This window comes from Marivivens sp. ABH4_498 (assembly GCF_056160585.1).
In genome coordinates this window covers 264,405-280,863 of sequence record NZ_JBSWXL010000003.1, presented here as the reverse complement: position 1 = coordinate 280,863, position 16,459 = coordinate 264,405, and the positions used below count along the sequence as shown (strand labels likewise).

The following is a 16,459-nucleotide window of genomic DNA, read 5'->3' as shown; positions in this document are numbered from 1 at the left end:
GGGTCACACAAGTGAAATCACCGCGTAAACTTTCATCAAACGAAGTCGCCGCTCTTGTCGGCGGCCTGATGGATCTGGATGCGCCAGATGGTGAAGATGGCGTATCCTATCGATCTTATCAATTTGGATCGGACGATCTGTCGCTGCTGGGCGAATTCCACGCCCTGCGGATGATCAATGACCGCTTTTGCCGCATCGCCCGTTCGGTTTTCATGCCGATGCTGCGGTTTCAGCCTCGGATTTCATCGTTCCCGCCCGAAATCCGCAACTTTGACGACTATCGCGACAGCCAAGACCCATTTCTGTCCATGACGACCAACCGCATCGAAGAACTGCGCGGTAACCAGTTGATGGTCATTCCTCCGTCGTTCATTTCGCTGCTGACGGACGCCTATTACGGTGGCGCGATCCGGTCGCTGAAACAGACGCGCAACGAATTCACCGCGACGGAACAGCGCGTGATCGAAATCGTGTCGGATAACCTTATTCAGGCGCTGCGGCTTGCGTGGCGCGACCTGATGCCCCTGACCTTTAATCTGGTCAGCCGCGAAGAAAATTTACAATTCGCCGCCTTTGTGGATGGCGACGAAATGATTGTGAACTGTTCGTTCATGGTGCAGTTGCCCGATCTGGAACCGGCCAGTTTCGATATTCTGTATCCGCTGCAAACGCTGAAACCCATTTCCAGCCAACTGCGCAGCCGGATGCAATCGGACTATGTGGCGGATGACAAATCCTGGCGCGAACGCCTGACCCGCGCGATCCTGTCGATCCCGCTAGAGGTCACCGCCCAGCTGGCTGAACCCACCATGTCGCTGCGCAAACTCAAATCGCTCAAAGACGGGGATATCGTCCCAACGCATCTAGATGACCGCGTACAGGTCCGCATCGAAGGCATGCCCCTGTTCGAAGCCCAAGCAGGCGAACTGACCGGCAAATCGGCCCTGCACCTGACCAAAAAACTGGACCCCACCAAATTACAGAAAGGCCGCACCCATGACGGATGAAGCAACGGTCGAAACGGCCGAAAGTCTGAAACTACTTGAAACAATCGAAGTCAAACTGACGGTCGAAGTTGGCCGCACCGAATTGACCATTCGCGACCTGCTGCGCCTGTCCGAAGGGTCGATCATTGAACTGGACCGTTTGGCGGGTGATCCGCTGGATGTTCTGGTCAATGGCACCGCAATCGCCAAAGGTGAAGTCGTGGTGGTCGGCGAACGTTTCGGCATTCGCGTTGGCGAAATCATCGATCCGGAAAAACGTGCCGAAAGCGTTTGACGCGCACGCGTTCAGACTGGCACATCTTTTGCACGAATATCGGCAGACCAACCCAAAGGACTGCCGATGGATTTCATACGCCCAGATCAGATACTGACAATCGTCCTGTTTTTAGGACTGCTCGCGCTTGCGTGGGTGTTTGTACGCGTAAACCGTCACGGTTTGGGCGCCAAAGTCCGCGCAGGCAAACGCATCACCGTCCAAGAAGTGACAGCGATTTCCCCCCAAGACCGCGCCATGATCATGCGCGTCGATGATCGCGAATTTTTCGTCATCAAATCCAAAGGCGTAGCGCCCGTCCTGACCGAAATCACCAAACCGGAGGACGCAGCGTGAAACGCATTCTGCCTGCCCTTTTCCTGATCCTGATCGCATCGCCCGCCCTACCCCAAGGTTTGCCAGCCCTATCCCTGACCGAAGGCGCGGATGGCACCACCTATTCGCTGTCGTTCCAGATCCTGATCCTGATGACAGCCCTGACGGTTCTGCCGTCTTTGGTATTGGGAATGACGGCTTTCACACGGATCATCATCGTTTTGTCAATTCTTCGACAGGCGATGGGAACGCAGCAGACTCCGCCCAATCAGGTTTTGATCGCGCTTGCGTTATTTTTGACGTTCTACATCATGAACCCGATACTGTCCGAAGTGTACACTTCCGCCCTGTCCCCCTATCTGGACGGCGCGCTGGACCCTGAATCTGCGATCCAGATCGGCGGCGATATTATGAAAGGTTTTCTGGTCGAAAACACCCGCCAGAATGACCTGCTGATGTTTTCCGATATGGTCGGCGCCGGCCCCTTCGAAGACCCCCAAGACGTGCCATGGTCGGTTCTGCTGCCGTCCTACATGACGTCCGAATTGAAATCGGCGTTCCAAATCGGGTTCCTGATTTTCCTGCCGTTTCTGGTGATCGACCTTGTGATCGCGTCGATCCTGATGAGCCTTGGTATGATGATGCTGTCGCCCGTTCTGGTGTCGCTGCCATTCAAACTATTGCTGTTTGTTTTGGTCGATGGCTGGGCCCTGACCATCGCATCCCTTGCATCCACCTACAGCCTAGGAGGCTAACATGGACTTTGACGCCAACGTCGAACACCTGCGCATCGCCTATTGGAACATGCTGATGACCGGCGGCCCTGTTCTGGCTGTCGCATTGGCCGTGGGTTTGGTGATCGGTGTGCTGCAAGCCGCAACATCGATCAACGAACAGACCCTGTCGTTCGTGCCCAAACTGGTGATCGTCATGCTGACCATGGCGGTGTCGTCGGGGTTCATGCTTAGCACCATGGCCGACTATTTCACCTTTGTCTTTGAATCTATCGCATCGATGGACTGATAGACATGGAAACGCCCGTCCTCCCAGGTTTGGAACTGACACTGATCATCGACTGGATGACTCAGTTCTTTTTCCTGTCCCTACGGATCGGAGCGTTTTTGCTGGCCGGCCCAGGATTTGGCGGCCGCTATGTGCCTCTGCCGATCCGTATTGTGGCGACCATGGTTTTGACCCTGCCCCTGATGGGCCGCGTTGACGTGCCGCCCGCCGAACAAATCGCGCAACTGGCCGCATTTCATTTGATCCTGAACGAACTGATCATTGGCCTGTCTGGTGGCTTGACCCTGACGATCCTGTTTGCCGCTGCCGCAATCGCGGGCGACCGTATCGCAAACACCGCCGGTTTGGGCTTTGCCGCGCAAATGGACCCGTCCGCTGGCGCCCAAGTCCCCGTCATCGCACAGATTTTCGGTATGTTCCTGTTGATGATCTTTGTATCAACCGACAGCCATCTGGTCGCGTTTCGTATTGTTCTGGACAGCTATCTGTATCTGCCACCGGGGGATATTCCCAACCCTGCCGCACTGATCGCGGGCGGTCTGACCGCTGGCATGCAGATGTTCACGCTGGGCATGAAAATCATGTTGCCCGTGGTGGCGACCCTATTGCTGCTAAACGTGATGGTCGGTGTCTTTACCCGATCCGCGCCACAGCTGAACGTATTTTCCTTTGGTTTTCCGATCACCATCAGCGCAACGCTGGTGCTGTTGTTCCTGACCGTCCCAGGCACGGCCGATGCGTTCGACCGCCTGTTGCAAGACGGGCTGAACATGCTGGTCGATATATACACGGAGGCCGCAAATGGCTGAGAACGAAGACGGCCAAGAAAAGACCGAAGAACCAACCGCGCGAAAACGCGAAAAAGCCCGAGAAGAAGGCAAAGTCGTCACATCCAAAGAGATGTTCGTTTTTGCCAGCCTTGCCATGGGCACGCTGATGATCGGATTGCTGCAAAACAGCATATCTACAATCGGCGGCATTTGGGCCAGCTATCTGGCGGTGCCTGCTGGGGCCGATTTGGACAGCTATGTATTGATCCAGCTTGGCACGGCATGGCGGCATTTTCTGATTGCTTCGCTGATCGTGGCCATACCCGTCGGCGTGACTGTTTTGCTGCTGCAAGCCGGAATTGGCGGCATTCAGTTCGCCCCCAAAGCGTTGGGTTTCAAACCTGACAAAATCAACCCGATCGCAGGGTTCAAACGGATGTTTTCCAAACAGTCCGTCGTGGAATTGGTCAAAAGCATCCTAAAGGTCGCGTTCCTTGCCGCTGTGGCGTTTGGCCTTTTGTATGGAATGTTGCCGCGGATCGACAAACTGGCGTCGGCCGATGCGGGATCGGCCATGTCCGTCATTTTGCAGGACATTACCCTTTTGCTGGCGGGCCTTTCGGTCGTTCTGGCGATCATCGGCGCACTGGATCTGGGTTGGCAGATGTATTCGATGCGCGAAAGCCTGATGATGACCCTGAAAGAGGTCAAAGACGAAGCCAAAGAGACCAACGGCAACCCCGAGGTCAAAGGCAAAATGCGTCAGAAACAAATGGAAATGTCCCGCCGTGGCGCCCGCGAACGTGCCGCCTTGGCCGATGTTCCCAAAGCCACTGCAATCGTTACCAACCCGACCCACTTTGCCGTGGCGCTGCGTTATGTTCCGGGCGAAATGTCCGCCCCTGTGGTCATCGCATCGGGCAAAGGCCACATGGCCCACGAAATTATCCGCATCGCAGCCAGTTCGGGCATCCAGAACGTCCGCATCCCTGTGTTGGCGCGTGCGCTGTATTTCACCACGCAAATTGGCATGGAAATTGACGAACGCCTGTTTACCGCAGTCGCGACCCTGTTGGGCTATGTCTACCACCTAGATCGCGGCGGGTATTCCGACGACGTACCCGACGTCGATCTGCCGGACGAACTGCGTTTCAACGAATTTGGCCGCCCATTGGAAGGAGATGATGAATGATGTCCAACCGCAAATATCGCACCCGTTCAACGGGGGAAATGATCTCGACCTTTGTTTACGCTGGCATGGCCGTCTGGATCGCCTCCGAGGCCCTGATCTGGCAAGGATCAACCTTGGCTAAAATCACGCTGTTTATCTGCGCATTTCTGTCGGCTTTGGGGGCCATTCGGTTCCCATTGCAGCAGTTCGCGGACTGGTTGCGCCGCTAAGGATGGCACGGTTTTTGCCGTAGTGGATACAAAGGATATCCGGAGATTGACATGACAACCCGCAAAGGCAAACGCGCCACCAAAGCCGAAGAGCCAGAAACCAGCGAAACAGACGCATTGTCTGACGCAATGACCAAGGCGCTGGATGCTGCGCGACTGGCGGATGATGCCGCCGACGACATCGAAGCGATCCGCACAGAAAACGAAAAAGTCGTTGAAAAGGTCCAATCGACCAGCAAAAAACTGACCGCTCTTTCGTTGGGTGCGTTTGCAGGTGCTGCCGTTGCGATGACCCTGTCGGGGTTGGTCTATTTCCGATCCGTCGGCGATCTGCGCGAAAACGCAGAACTGCAGGCGCAATTGCTGGCCGAACTGCTATCGCAAACCGCCGCATTGGAAGAGGTCGTTGTCCAAGCCGGCAACCAACAAGGCACAATCGTCCGCGAAATCAACGCAGAGGTCCGCGAAGTGCGCGACCGCCTGTCGACTGAAATCGCTACTGTGGCAACGGATGTCGCCGGATATGCTGCGGAAATGGCAGGGTTCCAGCCGCAAATGGCGTCTGGCATGAACGACGAAATGTCGGGTCAGATCGGCACGATGCGCGACGATATCATGGGCGCGATTGCGGATCTCGAATTGACGCTGACCGGAATGGTGCAGGCATCTGCATCAGGTATGCCGCCCGAAACCATGGCCGAACTGACGACTTTGGTCGGCGAATTGCGTGTTGCAATGGCCGAAGCCCAAACCGCCGCAGCAATGGCCACGCGCAATGCGACGCAGTCCAGCAGCACATCATCGAACGCATCGCGGTCAACGTCGTCGTCCTCTGGATCATCGCGCCCTGCGGCGCGACCTGCGGCAACCCGACCTGCCCCCGAACCAAACCCATTCAGCTTTCCGTAAACGCCCATGGCAGACGTCGAAACAGATCAAACACCAAACACCCCGCAAACTCTGCGCCTGACGGGCCGTAAATTAACGGAAGCCGGCACGGCGCTGGGGTTAAAAATCGGCGATACGCTGGCCGCGATCAACGGCAAAGCCTTTGCCGGAAATGCGGCCGCGTTGAACGAACGGTTCGCGCATGCGGGCGGACGCCCTGTGGCACTGACCTTTCGCCGCGGCGAGGTGGACATAACTGTTTTGGCCCTGCACCCTGATTTGGGCAAATGGGAATTGGTCCCTGCGATCACCGACTGGTCGGGCGACCGGACCGACCCGGACATGATGCGCAATTGGGAAATCCTGCGGCGCGCTGACGGCGCGTATGACATCCAGCCGCTTGACGTTGGCATGATGGCCCTGTTCTGTGCGCCCTTCTGGCTGCTTCAGAACCGGTTGTGGGTGCCAACGGCGGCAATCACGGCTGTTATCGCCATTTCAACTGCTATTTGGTGGGTGCTATTTCCGTTCATCTACGTGGCCTGCGGCGTCATCGTTCAGCGTTCAGGTACAACGCTGTTCCGTCTGGACCGCATCAATCAGGGCATGCAACCCTACGCGATCGTTGCCGCCACAACCGAAGCAGGCGCACATGCCGCATACGGAAAAATCGACCCTCGGGGGCGGTTTGTGTATGCCGCCGCCCAAGAGCCGATTTCAGAGGAAGAACTAGAAGTCGCGGATTAAGCCGCGCCAGACACAACAGCCTGACGACGACGCTGGACCGAGGACGGGATATTCAGCATTTCGCGATATTTCGCGACCGTACGGCGGGCCAGATCGATACCGTCCTCTTTCATCATCTTAACGATTGTATCGTCAGACAATGGACGGTTCGGGTCTTCGGCTGCGACCATCTGTTTGATTTTGTGGCGCACGGCGGCTGCGGAATTGGCTTCTTCGCCTTTGTTGCCCAAGGCGGCGTTAAAGAACGCTTTCAACGGCAACGTGCCCTGAGGGGTCTGGATCAACATGCCAGTGGTGACGCGGCTTACGGTGCTTTCGTGTACGCCGATCGCATCCGCGATTTCGCGCAGGATCATCGGGCGCAAATGCGATGCGCCGTGTTCCAAAAACGCGGACTGGCGTTTCACGACTTCGGCGCCGACCTTTAGCGTGGTCATGTTGCGGTGTTCGACCGCGCGCTGCAACCAACGGGCCACGTTGATACGGTCCTCGGTATAGGTTTTGCCTTCTTCGGTGGTGCGCAGCTGTTTGATCGTGTCGTTGCGACGGACGTGCACTGTGGGCAGCGTCGAACGGTTCAGGTCAACATTCCAGTCGTCTTCGCCTTTGGTCACGATCAAATCCGGCGGACGTTGGCCCGATGTCGAACCTTCGAAAATCGCACCTGGTTTCGGGTTCAGGCTGCGCAGCTGGCGCAGAACTGGGCGCAATGCGTCCATGTCTGTATCACAGGCGCGCGCCAGACCTTTCAAATCCGCGGCCGCCAACAAAGGCAGGTTTTTCAGAACCGCATCAAAAAGAGGCGTCAGAATTTCGTTTTCGATGGCTTGCAAACGTAAGCATTCGGCCAGATCACGGGCGAACAGACCAGCAGGTTCGACGCTATGCAGCTGCGCCAGAATATCCTCTGCGGTGTCCAGATCAATGCCGCCGGCCATGGCGATCAGGTCCAATGGTTGGCCCAACCAGCCCGATGGCTCTAGGGCGTCCAGAAACGCTTCGGCAGCTTGGCGATGTTCAGGTGACAGGCCCAAACGGTCAACTTCGGCTGTTGCGTGGGCGTACAGGGATGGACCCTCTTCTGCCAATGCAGCGATACGATCCCAATCATCTCCGCCGCGCGCACCGGCCACGCCTGTTGGCAATGGCGCTTGAGCCGGAACCTTGACTTCGACGAACGGGTTTTGTTCGGCCTGTTCTTCGATGAACGACAGCAGATCATGGTTGCCCATCTGGAGCAATTGGATCGCCTGCTGAAGCTGGGCGGTTACGACAAGCGACTGGCGCTGACTGAGTATTTGAGATGTAGAAAGCTGCATGGTTCACGTTCTCCTTGCATTCAAGGTGACGCGATTCTGCAGAAAATGAAAAAAATCAATTTGACAGGCCTAAAATGACGGAAACGCCGTGTCGGAAATAAGGCGTACACCTTTTAAGCCATTGAAAACAAAAAATCTCTGCCATCCGAGACGGCAGAGATACTTTCGTATATTGTCGAAAAACCGACGGCCTATTAGCCACGTAGCAGCTGCAGGACACCCTGTTTCGAGGAGTTCGCCTGTGCCAGCATCGCTGTCGCTGCCTGGCTTAGGATCTGGCCGCGGGCCAGGTTTGTCGATTCCTGAGCAAAGTCTGCGTCCATCACCTGCGATTTAGCAGCCTGAACCGAAGTCGAGATGTTAGTCAGGTTCGAGATAACCGAGTCCAGACGGTTGGAAACCGCACCCAGATCCGAACGGCTGTCCGAGATTTTCGACAGAGCCGAGTCGATCACTTTGATCGCGCTCTCTGCGCCTTCAGCGGTGGTGATGTCGATGTCCGACACTGCGTCCAGCGAGGACGAGAAGTGTTCGACGCCGGTGTCTACCGCCATGAAGGATGTTTCGGTTGCTGCCGCACCAGTTGCGTCAGTCGCTACCGAGAACGTCTGGGTCGAAGACATTTCAACCTGACCTTTCATGGTCACCGAAGTGGTGGTGCCGTCCAGATCATCAGTCGCTGCGCCGTCACCGGTGGTGATGGTCATCGACGATGTTGCGGTCGAGGACGAGAAACCGGTGATTGCGATATCGTCGCCGTCTACGTCGGTCAGTTCGATGTTGCCATCGTCGTTGATCGCTGCTGAAACACCAGTCTGCGAAGACAGGTCGTTGATCGCGTCACGCAGCGATGCCAGACGTTCGCCGCCAGCTGGGTCAGCTGCAGGAACAGCAACCGCTTTGGTCGATACACCATTGATCGAGAACTGAACGGTCGATGCTGCTGCGGTACCGCCAACTTCTGGGCCTTCCAGAACCGCTTTGGTTTCCGCGGTTGCCGATACGCCGGTGCCTGCGGTGACGCCGTTGATGCGCGCAGCGATATCCTTGGCCGAGTCGGTTGCAGCAGTTGTGATGCTTTCCGAACCACGGTGACCCGAGATGGTCACAGTTTCCGACGAGAAGTTCGCGATGTCGGCTTCGGATTTGACCGAGTGTGCGCCGATGTCGGTTGCTTTTGCCGAGTCAACGTTGATTTCCATGGTGGTGCCAGCATCAGCGCCGATCTGCAGCTGCTTGCCTTTGAAGGTACCGTCCAGGATGTTCATGCCGTTGAAGGTGGTGGTTTCTGCAACGCGGTCGATTTCCGAAACCAGCTGTTTGGCTTCTGCCATCAGCGAACCACGGTCAGATGCGGTGTTGGTGTCGTTTGCAGACTGAACAGACAGTTCGCGCAGACGCTGCAGCATGTTCGAAACTTCGACGTGTGCGCCTTCGGTGGTGTCTACCAGGTTTTTACCGTCCGATGCGTTACGGATCGCTTGGTTCAGACCCATGACCTGTGCGGTCATTTTTTCGCCGATCGCCATGCCCGCTGCGTCGTCTTTTGCAGCGTTTACGCGCAGACCGGTCGATAGGCGGGTCATTGCAGTGTTGAATTCGTCATTAACGCGCGACATGTTCGCTTGTGCGTTTAGGGCGCCAATGTTGGTGTTAATTGTAGTCATCGTTGCCTCCTAGAAAACTGGGCAGTTTGTGGGGTGCGCTGTGCAGCGCTTGTCCTCCTCAACGGCCTCTCAGGAATTTGTTTAGCATCGATGTGAATTTTCTTTCGTTCGGACCCCCGTTTTTTCGCCCCCATATATATAGTGATATTTTTCTAATTCTTTTTTTCGTTCCGATACTCGGGGTTGTGCAGCAGTTTCATTTTTTTCCTAAACTGGCACAAACCTTGCCGTTAACCCAGTTGAACAACTGCGGAGAACGCAATGGATATCGCATCACTCGTCGGCCTAATTGGCGCGATTGGATTTATTGTCGGGGCTATGATCTCGGGCGGGGGGCTTGCGCCCTTTATTGACGTGCCATCCATCCTGATCGTTTTCGGCGGCACATTTTTCGCTGTGATGTACACCGCGCCGATGGGCACGTTTCTGGGCAGCTTTGGCGCGATGTCCAAAGCGTTCTTGCCGCCCGTCAAAAGCCAAACGGCATTGATCGAAAAAATGGTCGAACTGGCGAACCTTGCCCGCAAAGACGGCATGATGGCCCTAGAGGGTCAGGACGTCCCCGACAAATTTTTCGAAAAAGGTCTGCAGATGCTGGTCGATGGCGCGGACGAAGAAAAAATGTCCAACGCCATGAAAAAAGAAATCAAGGCGATGAAATCCCGCCACGAGGCAAACCACGGCGTTGTGAAAGCCTGGATCGACATCGGCCCTGCGATGGGCATGATCGGGACGCTGGTCGGTCTGGTTCTAATGCTAGGCAACATGGCCGACCCAAAGGCGATCGGCCCCGCGATGGCGGTTGCGCTGTTGACCACGCTATACGGCGCGTTCCTTGCGAACGTGCTGTTTGCGCCGATGCTGACCAAACTGGAAGGCTATACAGCCGAAGAAATCCAATATCGCGAACTGGTGATCGAAGGCCTAAGCGGCATCGCCAAAGGCGAAAGCAGCCGTAACATCCAAGACGTCATGATGACAGCCCTGCCCCCCAAAGAGCAGGCGAAACTGGCAGCGGCAGCGGCATAAACCATGGCAAAGAAACCAGCTCCCCCTCCTCCGCCGCCCCCGCCAGAGGAAGAAGAACAGGAATGCCCGAAATGTCCGCCTGTTGGTGCGCCCGCATGGATGGCCACCTTTGCGGACATGGCGACCCTGCTGATGGCGTTCTTTGTTCTGATTTTGTCCTTTGCGGAATTTAACCAGCCACGTTTCAAAATGATCGCCGGTTCCCTGCGCGAAGCATTCGGCGTGCAGCGTCTGGTGCCCGTGATGGAAGCGCCAGAAGGTCAGCAAATCATCGAAATGAATTTCTCGCCGTCGCCGCAGCCGTCGGTGACGCAAGAGATGACTCAGCAGACAACCGACCGCGACCGCGAAGATACCGACGTCACTGAACCCCAAGAGGTGTCCGAAAACAATCAGCCGGATCCGACGCCTGAACAACAGGAAATGATGGAAGACCTGCAAGAGGCGCTGGACGAAATGGGCAGCGATCTAACGGTCGAAATGGAAGGCGATCAGGTCACGATCAAATTCCCCGAAGGCACCGCAGATGAACCAATCGAAGAGGTTGCCGAAAAAATGGCGCAGGCGGCCCAAGCGATGGAACAAGCAGGCGCAACAGGTAACGACGTGCAGGTGTCTGGCCTGTCCGATGTGATGGGCGATCTGGCCGAAGCCATCGGCGCAAACAGTGACGGGCAATCGGGCGGCGACCAAGCAGCCGCAAACCGCCGCGCAGAAATCGCCGAAGCCAAAATGCGCGTCGCTTTGCAGGAACAGATTGATCAAGGTCTGGTCGATGTTCAGCGCGAAGACGACAAGGTGTTCATCACCGTTGGCGCAGGCGGGGCATTTTCGTCCGGGTCGGCTGACCTAACGGGTCAGGCCCGCGAAATCATGGCGGGATTGGCATTGGGCGCCGCAGGTGGCGACAGCCAGATTACCGTGACGGGTCACACCGACAACGTGCCCCTATCTGGCGGCCAATTCACCGATAACTGGGGCCTTGCCGCGGGGCGTGCGTCGTCTGTCGTGCGCGAACTGGGCGCCTCTGGTTTGATCGACCCTTCGCGGTTGCTGGCCGTATCCAAAGGCGAAAGCGAACCTGTCGCCGACAACAACACCGCCGCAGGCCGCGAGGAAAACCGCCGTATCGAAATCGAAATCAACTACAGTGGCGAGTAAACAATTCTCGAAACCTGTCGTTCCATTAGATAACAACTGTAAGGTGTGAGTGCCGTGGATTATCTAAGCGCATTGAATAAAAATGGATCGGGCCTGAATATTTCAGACCTGACAACCAGTCTGGTGCAGGCCGATATTGCACCGAAATTGCGCACCGCAGAGCGCGCAAAAACCAGCGCTGAAACTTCGATTTCCGCCTATGGCACCTTGCGGTCCATGTTCGAAGATCTGGACGGCGCGTTGGACATTTTGTCCGGCACATCGGTTTTGTCCGCGAACAGCGCGAACAGTGGCGTGTCGGTCGAAGTGACGGATCGCGCCGCAGTTCAGGAACAAAATTCTTCTGTCGATGTGATCAACATCGCACAGCGTCAGGTGTTGGAATTTACCGGTTTCACCAGCCCTGACGATGTTATTGGCACCGGCGAACTGACCATCGAAATCGGCGTCTGGGCCGACGATACGACATTTGCTGTGAACCCGAATGCGACGACGAATTCGATCAATATCGGCGAAGGCGCGACCCTAGACGAACTGGCCCAAGCGTTGTCGTCTTTGGATGGCGTAACGGCCCGCGTTCTGGATCGTGGTGACGGCACCTTTACCTTGGGCGTTGTCAGCGAAGAGGGCGCAGGAAATGCCATTCGCCTAACCGCCAGCGCGGACGCAGCGGGTGGTTTGGAAAATTTTGACAACACCACCACGAACGCCGCCAAACAGGTTCAGGCCGCAGCAGATGCCATGCTGACGGTGGACGGCGTGACCATTTTTCGTCCAACCAACACGATTGATGACGCGATTGACGGGCTGACTCTGACGTTGAATAGCCCGACAGAATACGCAACCACCGTTTCTGTGTCGCGCGATGCCGAACTGGCCCAAGAGGTGCTGGATGCCTTTGTGAATTCGGTCAACGAAACGCTGACCAATTTGAAAAGCATGACCGCCTATGCGACCGAAGACAGCGAAGCAGGCGAATTATACAACGATCGCACGGTTCAGCGCATGATCACGGATTTCCAGAAAATCCTAAACGAACCGATTGCAGGGCATTCCGACAAACCCGTTTATCTGTCCGATTTGGGAATCCAGACATCGCGCAACGGGTCGCTTTACATCAACAAACCGCTATTCGAACAATCGTTCGACAAAAACCCCGCCGCGTTCGAAGCTGTTTTTCAAAACACTTTCCGATCGGATGATCCTGCGGTGAAAATCAGCGGTACACCCAATAATTCCACAATGCCGGGCACCTACCGGTTTGAATTCGATCCAGACACGGCGACCGCGACATTGGACGGCACGCCGCTGCTTGCCTCCGCGCAAAGTGATGGATCCATGAGCTTTGTCGCAATCACAGGGAACATGGCTGGGGCCAAACTAACCTCGGCTGCGACGTTGCAATCGGCGGACGTTGGATTTGGGCGGTCGATGGTTTCGAAAATCCAGCTGTTTCTGGACAGCGCATTGCAAACCAACGGCACCATTGATTCACGCGAATTGTATTTCAGCGGAATCGTTGCCGAACAGGATGCGGAAATGGAAATTCTGGATGAAAAAGCCGCAATCCTAGAAGCCCGCTATACGGCAAAATTCGCAGCGATGGAGCAGGCAATCTCCGAACTGAACAGCACCGGAGATTACCTAACCAACATGGTAGAAAGCTGGAACAGCGACTGATTAATCGCGCTGAAGACCGTATTTTTTGATCTTTTCAATCAACGTCGTGCGGCGCAGACGCAGGGCATCTGCGGCACGGCTGACACAGCCCGCCGTGCGATCCAATGCGGCCTCGATCAATGCGATTTCGATGTCGCGCAGGTAACGGCGTACATCCAGATCAGCGGCATCTTCGCCCAGTTTGCGGAAATCTTCGGGATCTGGCAGGCCCTGCGCCTCTGGCAGCGTCGCATCGGTCACGCGCACTCCATCGGCCAAATCAGGCATAGCGGCGTTTAGCAGATAGACTTTGACCATTTCGCCGTTGACCATCTGCCCTGGGAACAACACGGTCGCACGGATCAGCGTGTTGCGCAGTTCGCGCACGTTCCCGCGCCATGGATGCGCCGCCAGCGCACGTACAGCGGTCGGATCAAAATGCGGAAGCGCAATGTCAGGGTCCTTTTTCGAAACGTCCTCTAGCATCCGTTCCAAAATCAGCGGGATATCCGATGTCCGCTGCGACAACGGTGGCAGCTCTAGCTGGAAAACAGCGACGCGGAAAAACAGGTCCTCGCGGAAATCGACTTCGGTTCCGGAAATCAGATCTCGGTGTGTTGCGGTGACCAGACGGAAATCGACGTCGATTTCTTCCATCGACCCAATGCGGCGAACCTTGCGGGTTTCCAAAACGCGCAGCAGTTTCACCTGTAGCGCCGCAGGCATATCGCCGATTTCATCCAGAAACAGCGTGCCGCCGTGCGCTTGTTCAAAACGACCAATCTTGCGGCTGTCAGCGCCCGTAAACGCACCCTTTTCGTGGCCGAACAATTCGGATTCCAAAAGGTCCGCAGGAATAGCCGCACAGTTCACAGCAACCAGCGCACCAGAGCGCCCCGAAACCGCGTGCAGTGCTTCGGCGACCAATTCTTTGCCCGTGCCCGTTTCGCCCTGCACCAGAACCGGAGCATCCGAACGTCCGATTAATTCGATATGTTTTTTGACATGGCGCATGATCGGCGTTTCGCCAACAATGATGTCGCAAACCTTTGATTTCCCAACGGAAACGGAATCCATCACATCAACCATAGGTGTCCAGTGTGTTGTCATAATTTTACCCTTCCGTGTAACCGTCACTAGTCATGTCAACTTATTGACTAAACTACCCGCTCACGCCGCCGTTAGAGAGATGTGATCAGGGTTAGTTTATAACGCGAAAGGATAGGTCACCCTGCACGATGGGTGCGCCCATCTTGCCCAAAGGCGGTACACTCTATGGGCCAAACTAAACCTATCCACAATATGTGGGATTAGATCATCCTTAGGTTTATCCGGCTTTTATCAGCTTTCTGGATGAATTTCCGAATCGGACAGACAGGGTGGTTCAATCAGCGAGGATATGAACCCTATGCCTATGAATAATCGACTTTTTACATAGAAAGACCCATCTAGGGTACGCGGGGGCAGAAAACGAACGACTGAAATTAACATGCTCGATCTATCATTACGTCCTGTCATCCTGCATCCACATGTGGCCACAAACACGCCTTGGCCAGATGGGTTTGATGCACCCATTGTCGCCCACGCGACGCCCTTTGCGGAACCAGACGCCGAATTGATACAGCTGCCTTCGGATCGTGGGTCAGCTGCTGCGATCTGCGCTGTTGTCGAACATGTGTGCCTGATTGATCCCGATGCGGTGCTGGTCATTGTATTGAAGGGCCAGCTGCCCGCGATGAACAAATCCCTGATCAAATCTATCGCGGCTACCCTGCCGCTGGTGCAGTCTGGTGAAATGGTGACATTGGGCACGACCTCCGGCGACGGCGACACATTGATCGAAATGGCCCAAGGCACCGTCGCATCGACCTCGGCGCAACCCATCAAACAGATCATCCAAGGATTGACGCCAGCACAGGTCAAAGACGCGCTAGCAACGCAGCGTTTTCAGTATTCCGCAGGTTTGATGCTGACGACGGCGAAAACTTTGCGCGGCTTTTTCGGCCGTTTTGCTGCGCCTATGCGGGCGGCCGTGCGGCGGTCCATCAAAAATTCGCGCACGCGCCAAAACATTACGGTTCCCGGTGCCGACTACGCCAATGCGGACGTGATGGATTTTGAAACCCAGCTGTGGCCTTTGACAACTGGCCATGTGGTCAACCTGCCTGCGCCACCGCCATTGCCTGCGGACGCCGCACAGACAGCCGCGCCATCATTGGCAAGTGCCAACCAGAACTGGGGCACCGTGGATGTTTTACGCAGCGAAGATGGCGCGCGTGTCCGCTGGATCACGTTGCTGCCTGATTGCAGCACGCCGCCGCGGGTCCACCGCGAACAGACGGGCACCTTGATCGTGGTCAAAGGCGCGGCCCGCGCACAAATTGACGGATTACCGCGATCTTTGGGGCCAAACGACCGCATGCTGATCCCCAAATCGCACGAATATTCGATCACAAATGTGGGTGATGAACCATTGTGTCTGGTGGAAATTCAGGTCGCCGTTCCCGACAAAAGGCTACAGCTGCACACGGTTTAACGCTGCGCCAACAGCGTCCTGAAATATTCGACCTTGTCCCATTGGACGCGCAAACGTGGCGGCACTTGTTGCGGGCCCGCCATGTCGGTCTGTGACACATCAAACCCTATCAATGGGCCAGGGTCTGAAAACGCAGGCCCCGTGGGGCCAAATTCCGTGATGGTCGCAACGGCCGCCGCGTATTGGGTCGCGCGGGTATCATCCCTGCTGTGATATCGACCGACCGCCGTTTCCCAATCGCCCGTTTCAGACGCCAATGTCGCCAGATAATCGGCACCATAGGCGACGTTATGATCTGGGTCCAACATCTGGTTCAAGTCAGTGAACTGATCGCCGTGCCAACGGTAATTGATCTGCATACACCCGACATCGAAATTGACGGCCCCCGCTGCGGATATGCGGGTGATAAAGGCCAACGCTTCTTGGCGGGTGTCGAAATAATGGCCTTCGCCGTTGAAATTGACGGCCCACGGCCACGCGCGTTTATCCACGCCGTTTGGATCATAGCCAGATTCATGACGGGCAATCGCAACAACCAAATCAGGCGGAGCCCCCACACGCGACGCATGTTCACGGGCGATCCGTTCGCAATCGGGCACGGATGCTGCAGCAGGCGCGGCGCATGCAATGACTATGGGAAGGACATATTTAATCATGCCCCTA

Annotated in this window: 18 protein-coding genes; 14 read left to right on the top strand and 4 right to left on the bottom strand. The window is 56.0% G+C overall.

The window, feature by feature from the left end:
• Window positions 1-11: 11 nt before the first annotated feature.
• The 10 genes from fliM to ACXAGA_RS08675 all read left to right on the top strand — a co-directional run bounded on the left by fliM (window position 12) and on the right by ACXAGA_RS08675 (window position 6,425).
• Complete coding sequence (gene fliM, locus ACXAGA_RS08720; RefSeq protein WP_475117094.1) at window positions 12-1,007, top strand: flagellar motor switch protein FliM; 996 nt, start codon at window positions 12-14, stop codon at window positions 1,005-1,007.
• Window positions 997-1,281 carry a flagellar motor switch protein FliN gene (fliN, locus tag ACXAGA_RS08715; RefSeq protein ID WP_086449832.1) on the top strand — a complete coding sequence of 95 codons (285 nt, stop codon included), beginning with the start codon at window positions 997-999 and terminating at the stop codon, window positions 1,279-1,281. The genes fliM and fliN overlap by 11 nt, the downstream gene beginning before the upstream one ends.
• Before the next feature lie 66 nt (window positions 1,282-1,347).
• Window positions 1,348-1,617 carry a flagellar assembly protein FliO gene (locus ACXAGA_RS08710; RefSeq protein ID WP_475117093.1) on the top strand — a complete coding sequence of 90 codons (270 nt, stop codon included), beginning with the start codon at window positions 1,348-1,350 and terminating at the stop codon, window positions 1,615-1,617.
• A complete protein-coding gene (fliP, locus tag ACXAGA_RS08705; protein WP_475117092.1) occupies window positions 1,614-2,351 on the top strand; it encodes a flagellar type III secretion system pore protein FliP in 738 nt (245 codons plus the stop codon). The genes ACXAGA_RS08710 and fliP overlap by 4 nt, the downstream gene beginning before the upstream one ends.
• A gap of 1 nt (window position 2,352) precedes the next feature.
• A complete protein-coding gene (fliQ, locus tag ACXAGA_RS08700; RefSeq protein WP_475117091.1) occupies window positions 2,353-2,619 on the top strand; it encodes a flagellar biosynthesis protein FliQ in 267 nt (88 codons plus the stop codon).
• Window positions 2,620-2,624: 5 nt separating this feature from the next.
• The gene (gene fliR, locus ACXAGA_RS08695) at window positions 2,625-3,428 is read left to right on the top strand and encodes a flagellar biosynthetic protein FliR (protein WP_475117090.1); all 804 of its coding nucleotides are present in this window, start codon (window positions 2,625-2,627) and stop codon (window positions 3,426-3,428) included.
• Window positions 3,421-4,581, top strand: a complete 1,161-nt coding sequence (locus ACXAGA_RS08690) for an EscU/YscU/HrcU family type III secretion system export apparatus switch protein (RefSeq protein WP_475117089.1) — start codon at window positions 3,421-3,423, stop codon at window positions 4,579-4,581. The genes fliR and ACXAGA_RS08690 overlap by 8 nt, the downstream gene beginning before the upstream one ends.
• Window positions 4,578-4,790, top strand: a complete 213-nt coding sequence (locus ACXAGA_RS08685; protein WP_475117088.1) for a hypothetical protein — start codon at window positions 4,578-4,580, stop codon at window positions 4,788-4,790. The genes ACXAGA_RS08690 and ACXAGA_RS08685 overlap by 4 nt, the downstream gene beginning before the upstream one ends.
• A 51-nt stretch (window positions 4,791-4,841) precedes the next feature.
• The gene (locus ACXAGA_RS08680) at window positions 4,842-5,699 is read left to right on the top strand and encodes a hypothetical protein (protein WP_475117087.1); all 858 of its coding nucleotides are present in this window, start codon (window positions 4,842-4,844) and stop codon (window positions 5,697-5,699) included.
• Window positions 5,700-5,705: 6 nt separating this feature from the next.
• Window positions 5,706-6,425 carry a hypothetical protein gene (locus ACXAGA_RS08675; protein WP_475117086.1) on the top strand — a complete coding sequence of 240 codons (720 nt, stop codon included), beginning with the start codon at window positions 5,706-5,708 and terminating at the stop codon, window positions 6,423-6,425.
• On the opposite strand, the gene rpoN is transcribed toward ACXAGA_RS08675, so the two are convergent.
• Together rpoN and ACXAGA_RS08665 are read right to left on the bottom strand one after the other, a co-directional pair.
• Window positions 6,422-7,744: an RNA polymerase factor sigma-54 gene (gene rpoN / locus ACXAGA_RS08670; protein ID WP_475117085.1), complete on the bottom strand. Its 1,323-nt coding sequence runs from the start codon at window positions 7,742-7,744 to the stop codon at window positions 6,422-6,424. The genes ACXAGA_RS08675 and rpoN overlap by 4 nt on opposite strands.
• 194 nt (window positions 7,745-7,938) lie before the next feature.
• Window positions 7,939-9,411 (bottom strand): flagellin N-terminal helical domain-containing protein, encoded by a 1,473-nt coding sequence (locus tag ACXAGA_RS08665; protein ID WP_475117084.1) that lies wholly within the window; start codon window positions 9,409-9,411, stop codon window positions 7,939-7,941.
• A 261-nt stretch (window positions 9,412-9,672) separates the two neighbouring features.
• On the opposite strand from ACXAGA_RS08665, the gene ACXAGA_RS08660 reads away from it, so the two are divergent.
• From ACXAGA_RS08660 to fliD, 3 genes are read left to right on the top strand one after another with little or no spacing between them, the layout of a single operon-like run.
• Window positions 9,673-10,440, top strand: a complete 768-nt coding sequence (locus ACXAGA_RS08660; protein ID WP_475117083.1) for a motility protein A — start codon at window positions 9,673-9,675, stop codon at window positions 10,438-10,440.
• 3 nt (window positions 10,441-10,443) lie between these two features.
• Window positions 10,444-11,601 carry an OmpA family protein gene (locus ACXAGA_RS08655; protein ID WP_475117082.1) on the top strand — a complete coding sequence of 386 codons (1,158 nt, stop codon included), beginning with the start codon at window positions 10,444-10,446 and terminating at the stop codon, window positions 11,599-11,601.
• A gap of 54 nt (window positions 11,602-11,655) precedes the next feature.
• The gene (fliD, locus tag ACXAGA_RS08650; protein ID WP_475117081.1) at window positions 11,656-13,281 is read left to right on the top strand and encodes a flagellar filament capping protein FliD; all 1,626 of its coding nucleotides are present in this window, start codon (window positions 11,656-11,658) and stop codon (window positions 13,279-13,281) included.
• On the opposite strand, the gene ACXAGA_RS08645 is transcribed toward fliD, so the two are convergent.
• Window positions 13,282-14,370 (bottom strand): sigma-54 interaction domain-containing protein, encoded by a 1,089-nt coding sequence (locus ACXAGA_RS08645; RefSeq protein WP_475117080.1) that lies wholly within the window; start codon window positions 14,368-14,370, stop codon window positions 13,282-13,284.
• Window positions 14,371-14,749: 379 nt separating this feature from the next.
• On the opposite strand from ACXAGA_RS08645, the gene ACXAGA_RS08640 reads away from it, so the two are divergent.
• Entirely contained in the window at window positions 14,750-15,796 is a 1,047-nt protein-coding gene (locus ACXAGA_RS08640; RefSeq protein WP_475117079.1) for a cupin domain-containing protein, read from the top strand.
• On the opposite strand, the gene ACXAGA_RS08635 is transcribed toward ACXAGA_RS08640, so the two are convergent.
• Complete coding sequence (locus ACXAGA_RS08635; RefSeq protein ID WP_475117078.1) at window positions 15,793-16,452, bottom strand: lytic transglycosylase domain-containing protein; 660 nt, start codon at window positions 16,450-16,452, stop codon at window positions 15,793-15,795. The two genes, ACXAGA_RS08640 and ACXAGA_RS08635, sit on opposite strands and share 4 nt — an antisense overlap.
• Between the last annotated feature and the right edge of the window lie 7 nt (window positions 16,453-16,459).

Bases quoted from the DNA above. Each gene is read 5' to 3' on its own strand.
- ACXAGA_RS08645 (WP_475117080.1), bottom strand. From the start codon at position 14,370: ATGACAACACACTGGACACCTATGGTTGATGTGATGGATTCCGTTTCC.
- fliR (WP_475117090.1), top strand. From the start codon at position 2,625: ATGGAAACGCCCGTCCTCCCAGGTTTGGAACTGACACTGATCATCGAC.
- fliN (WP_086449832.1), top strand. From the start codon at position 997: ATGACGGATGAAGCAACGGTCGAAACGGCCGAAAGTCTGAAACTACTT.
- ACXAGA_RS08655 (WP_475117082.1), top strand. From the start codon at position 10,444: ATGGCAAAGAAACCAGCTCCCCCTCCTCCGCCGCCCCCGCCAGAGGAA.
- ACXAGA_RS08680 (WP_475117087.1), top strand. From the start codon at position 4,842: ATGACAACCCGCAAAGGCAAACGCGCCACCAAAGCCGAAGAGCCAGAA.
- ACXAGA_RS08675 (WP_475117086.1), top strand. From the start codon at position 5,706: ATGGCAGACGTCGAAACAGATCAAACACCAAACACCCCGCAAACTCTG.
- ACXAGA_RS08660 (WP_475117083.1), top strand. From the start codon at position 9,673: ATGGATATCGCATCACTCGTCGGCCTAATTGGCGCGATTGGATTTATT.
- ACXAGA_RS08665 (WP_475117084.1), bottom strand. From the start codon at position 9,411: ATGACTACAATTAACACCAACATTGGCGCCCTAAACGCACAAGCGAAC.
- fliQ (WP_475117091.1), top strand. From the start codon at position 2,353: ATGGACTTTGACGCCAACGTCGAACACCTGCGCATCGCCTATTGGAAC.
- rpoN (WP_475117085.1), bottom strand. From the start codon at position 7,744: ATGCAGCTTTCTACATCTCAAATACTCAGTCAGCGCCAGTCGCTTGTC.
- ACXAGA_RS08685 (WP_475117088.1), top strand. From the start codon at position 4,578: ATGATGTCCAACCGCAAATATCGCACCCGTTCAACGGGGGAAATGATC.
- ACXAGA_RS08635 (WP_475117078.1), bottom strand. From the start codon at position 16,452: ATGATTAAATATGTCCTTCCCATAGTCATTGCATGCGCCGCGCCTGCT.
- ACXAGA_RS08710 (WP_475117093.1), top strand. From the start codon at position 1,348: ATGGATTTCATACGCCCAGATCAGATACTGACAATCGTCCTGTTTTTA.
- ACXAGA_RS08690 (WP_475117089.1), top strand. From the start codon at position 3,421: ATGGCTGAGAACGAAGACGGCCAAGAAAAGACCGAAGAACCAACCGCG.
- ACXAGA_RS08640 (WP_475117079.1), top strand. From the start codon at position 14,750: ATGCTCGATCTATCATTACGTCCTGTCATCCTGCATCCACATGTGGCC.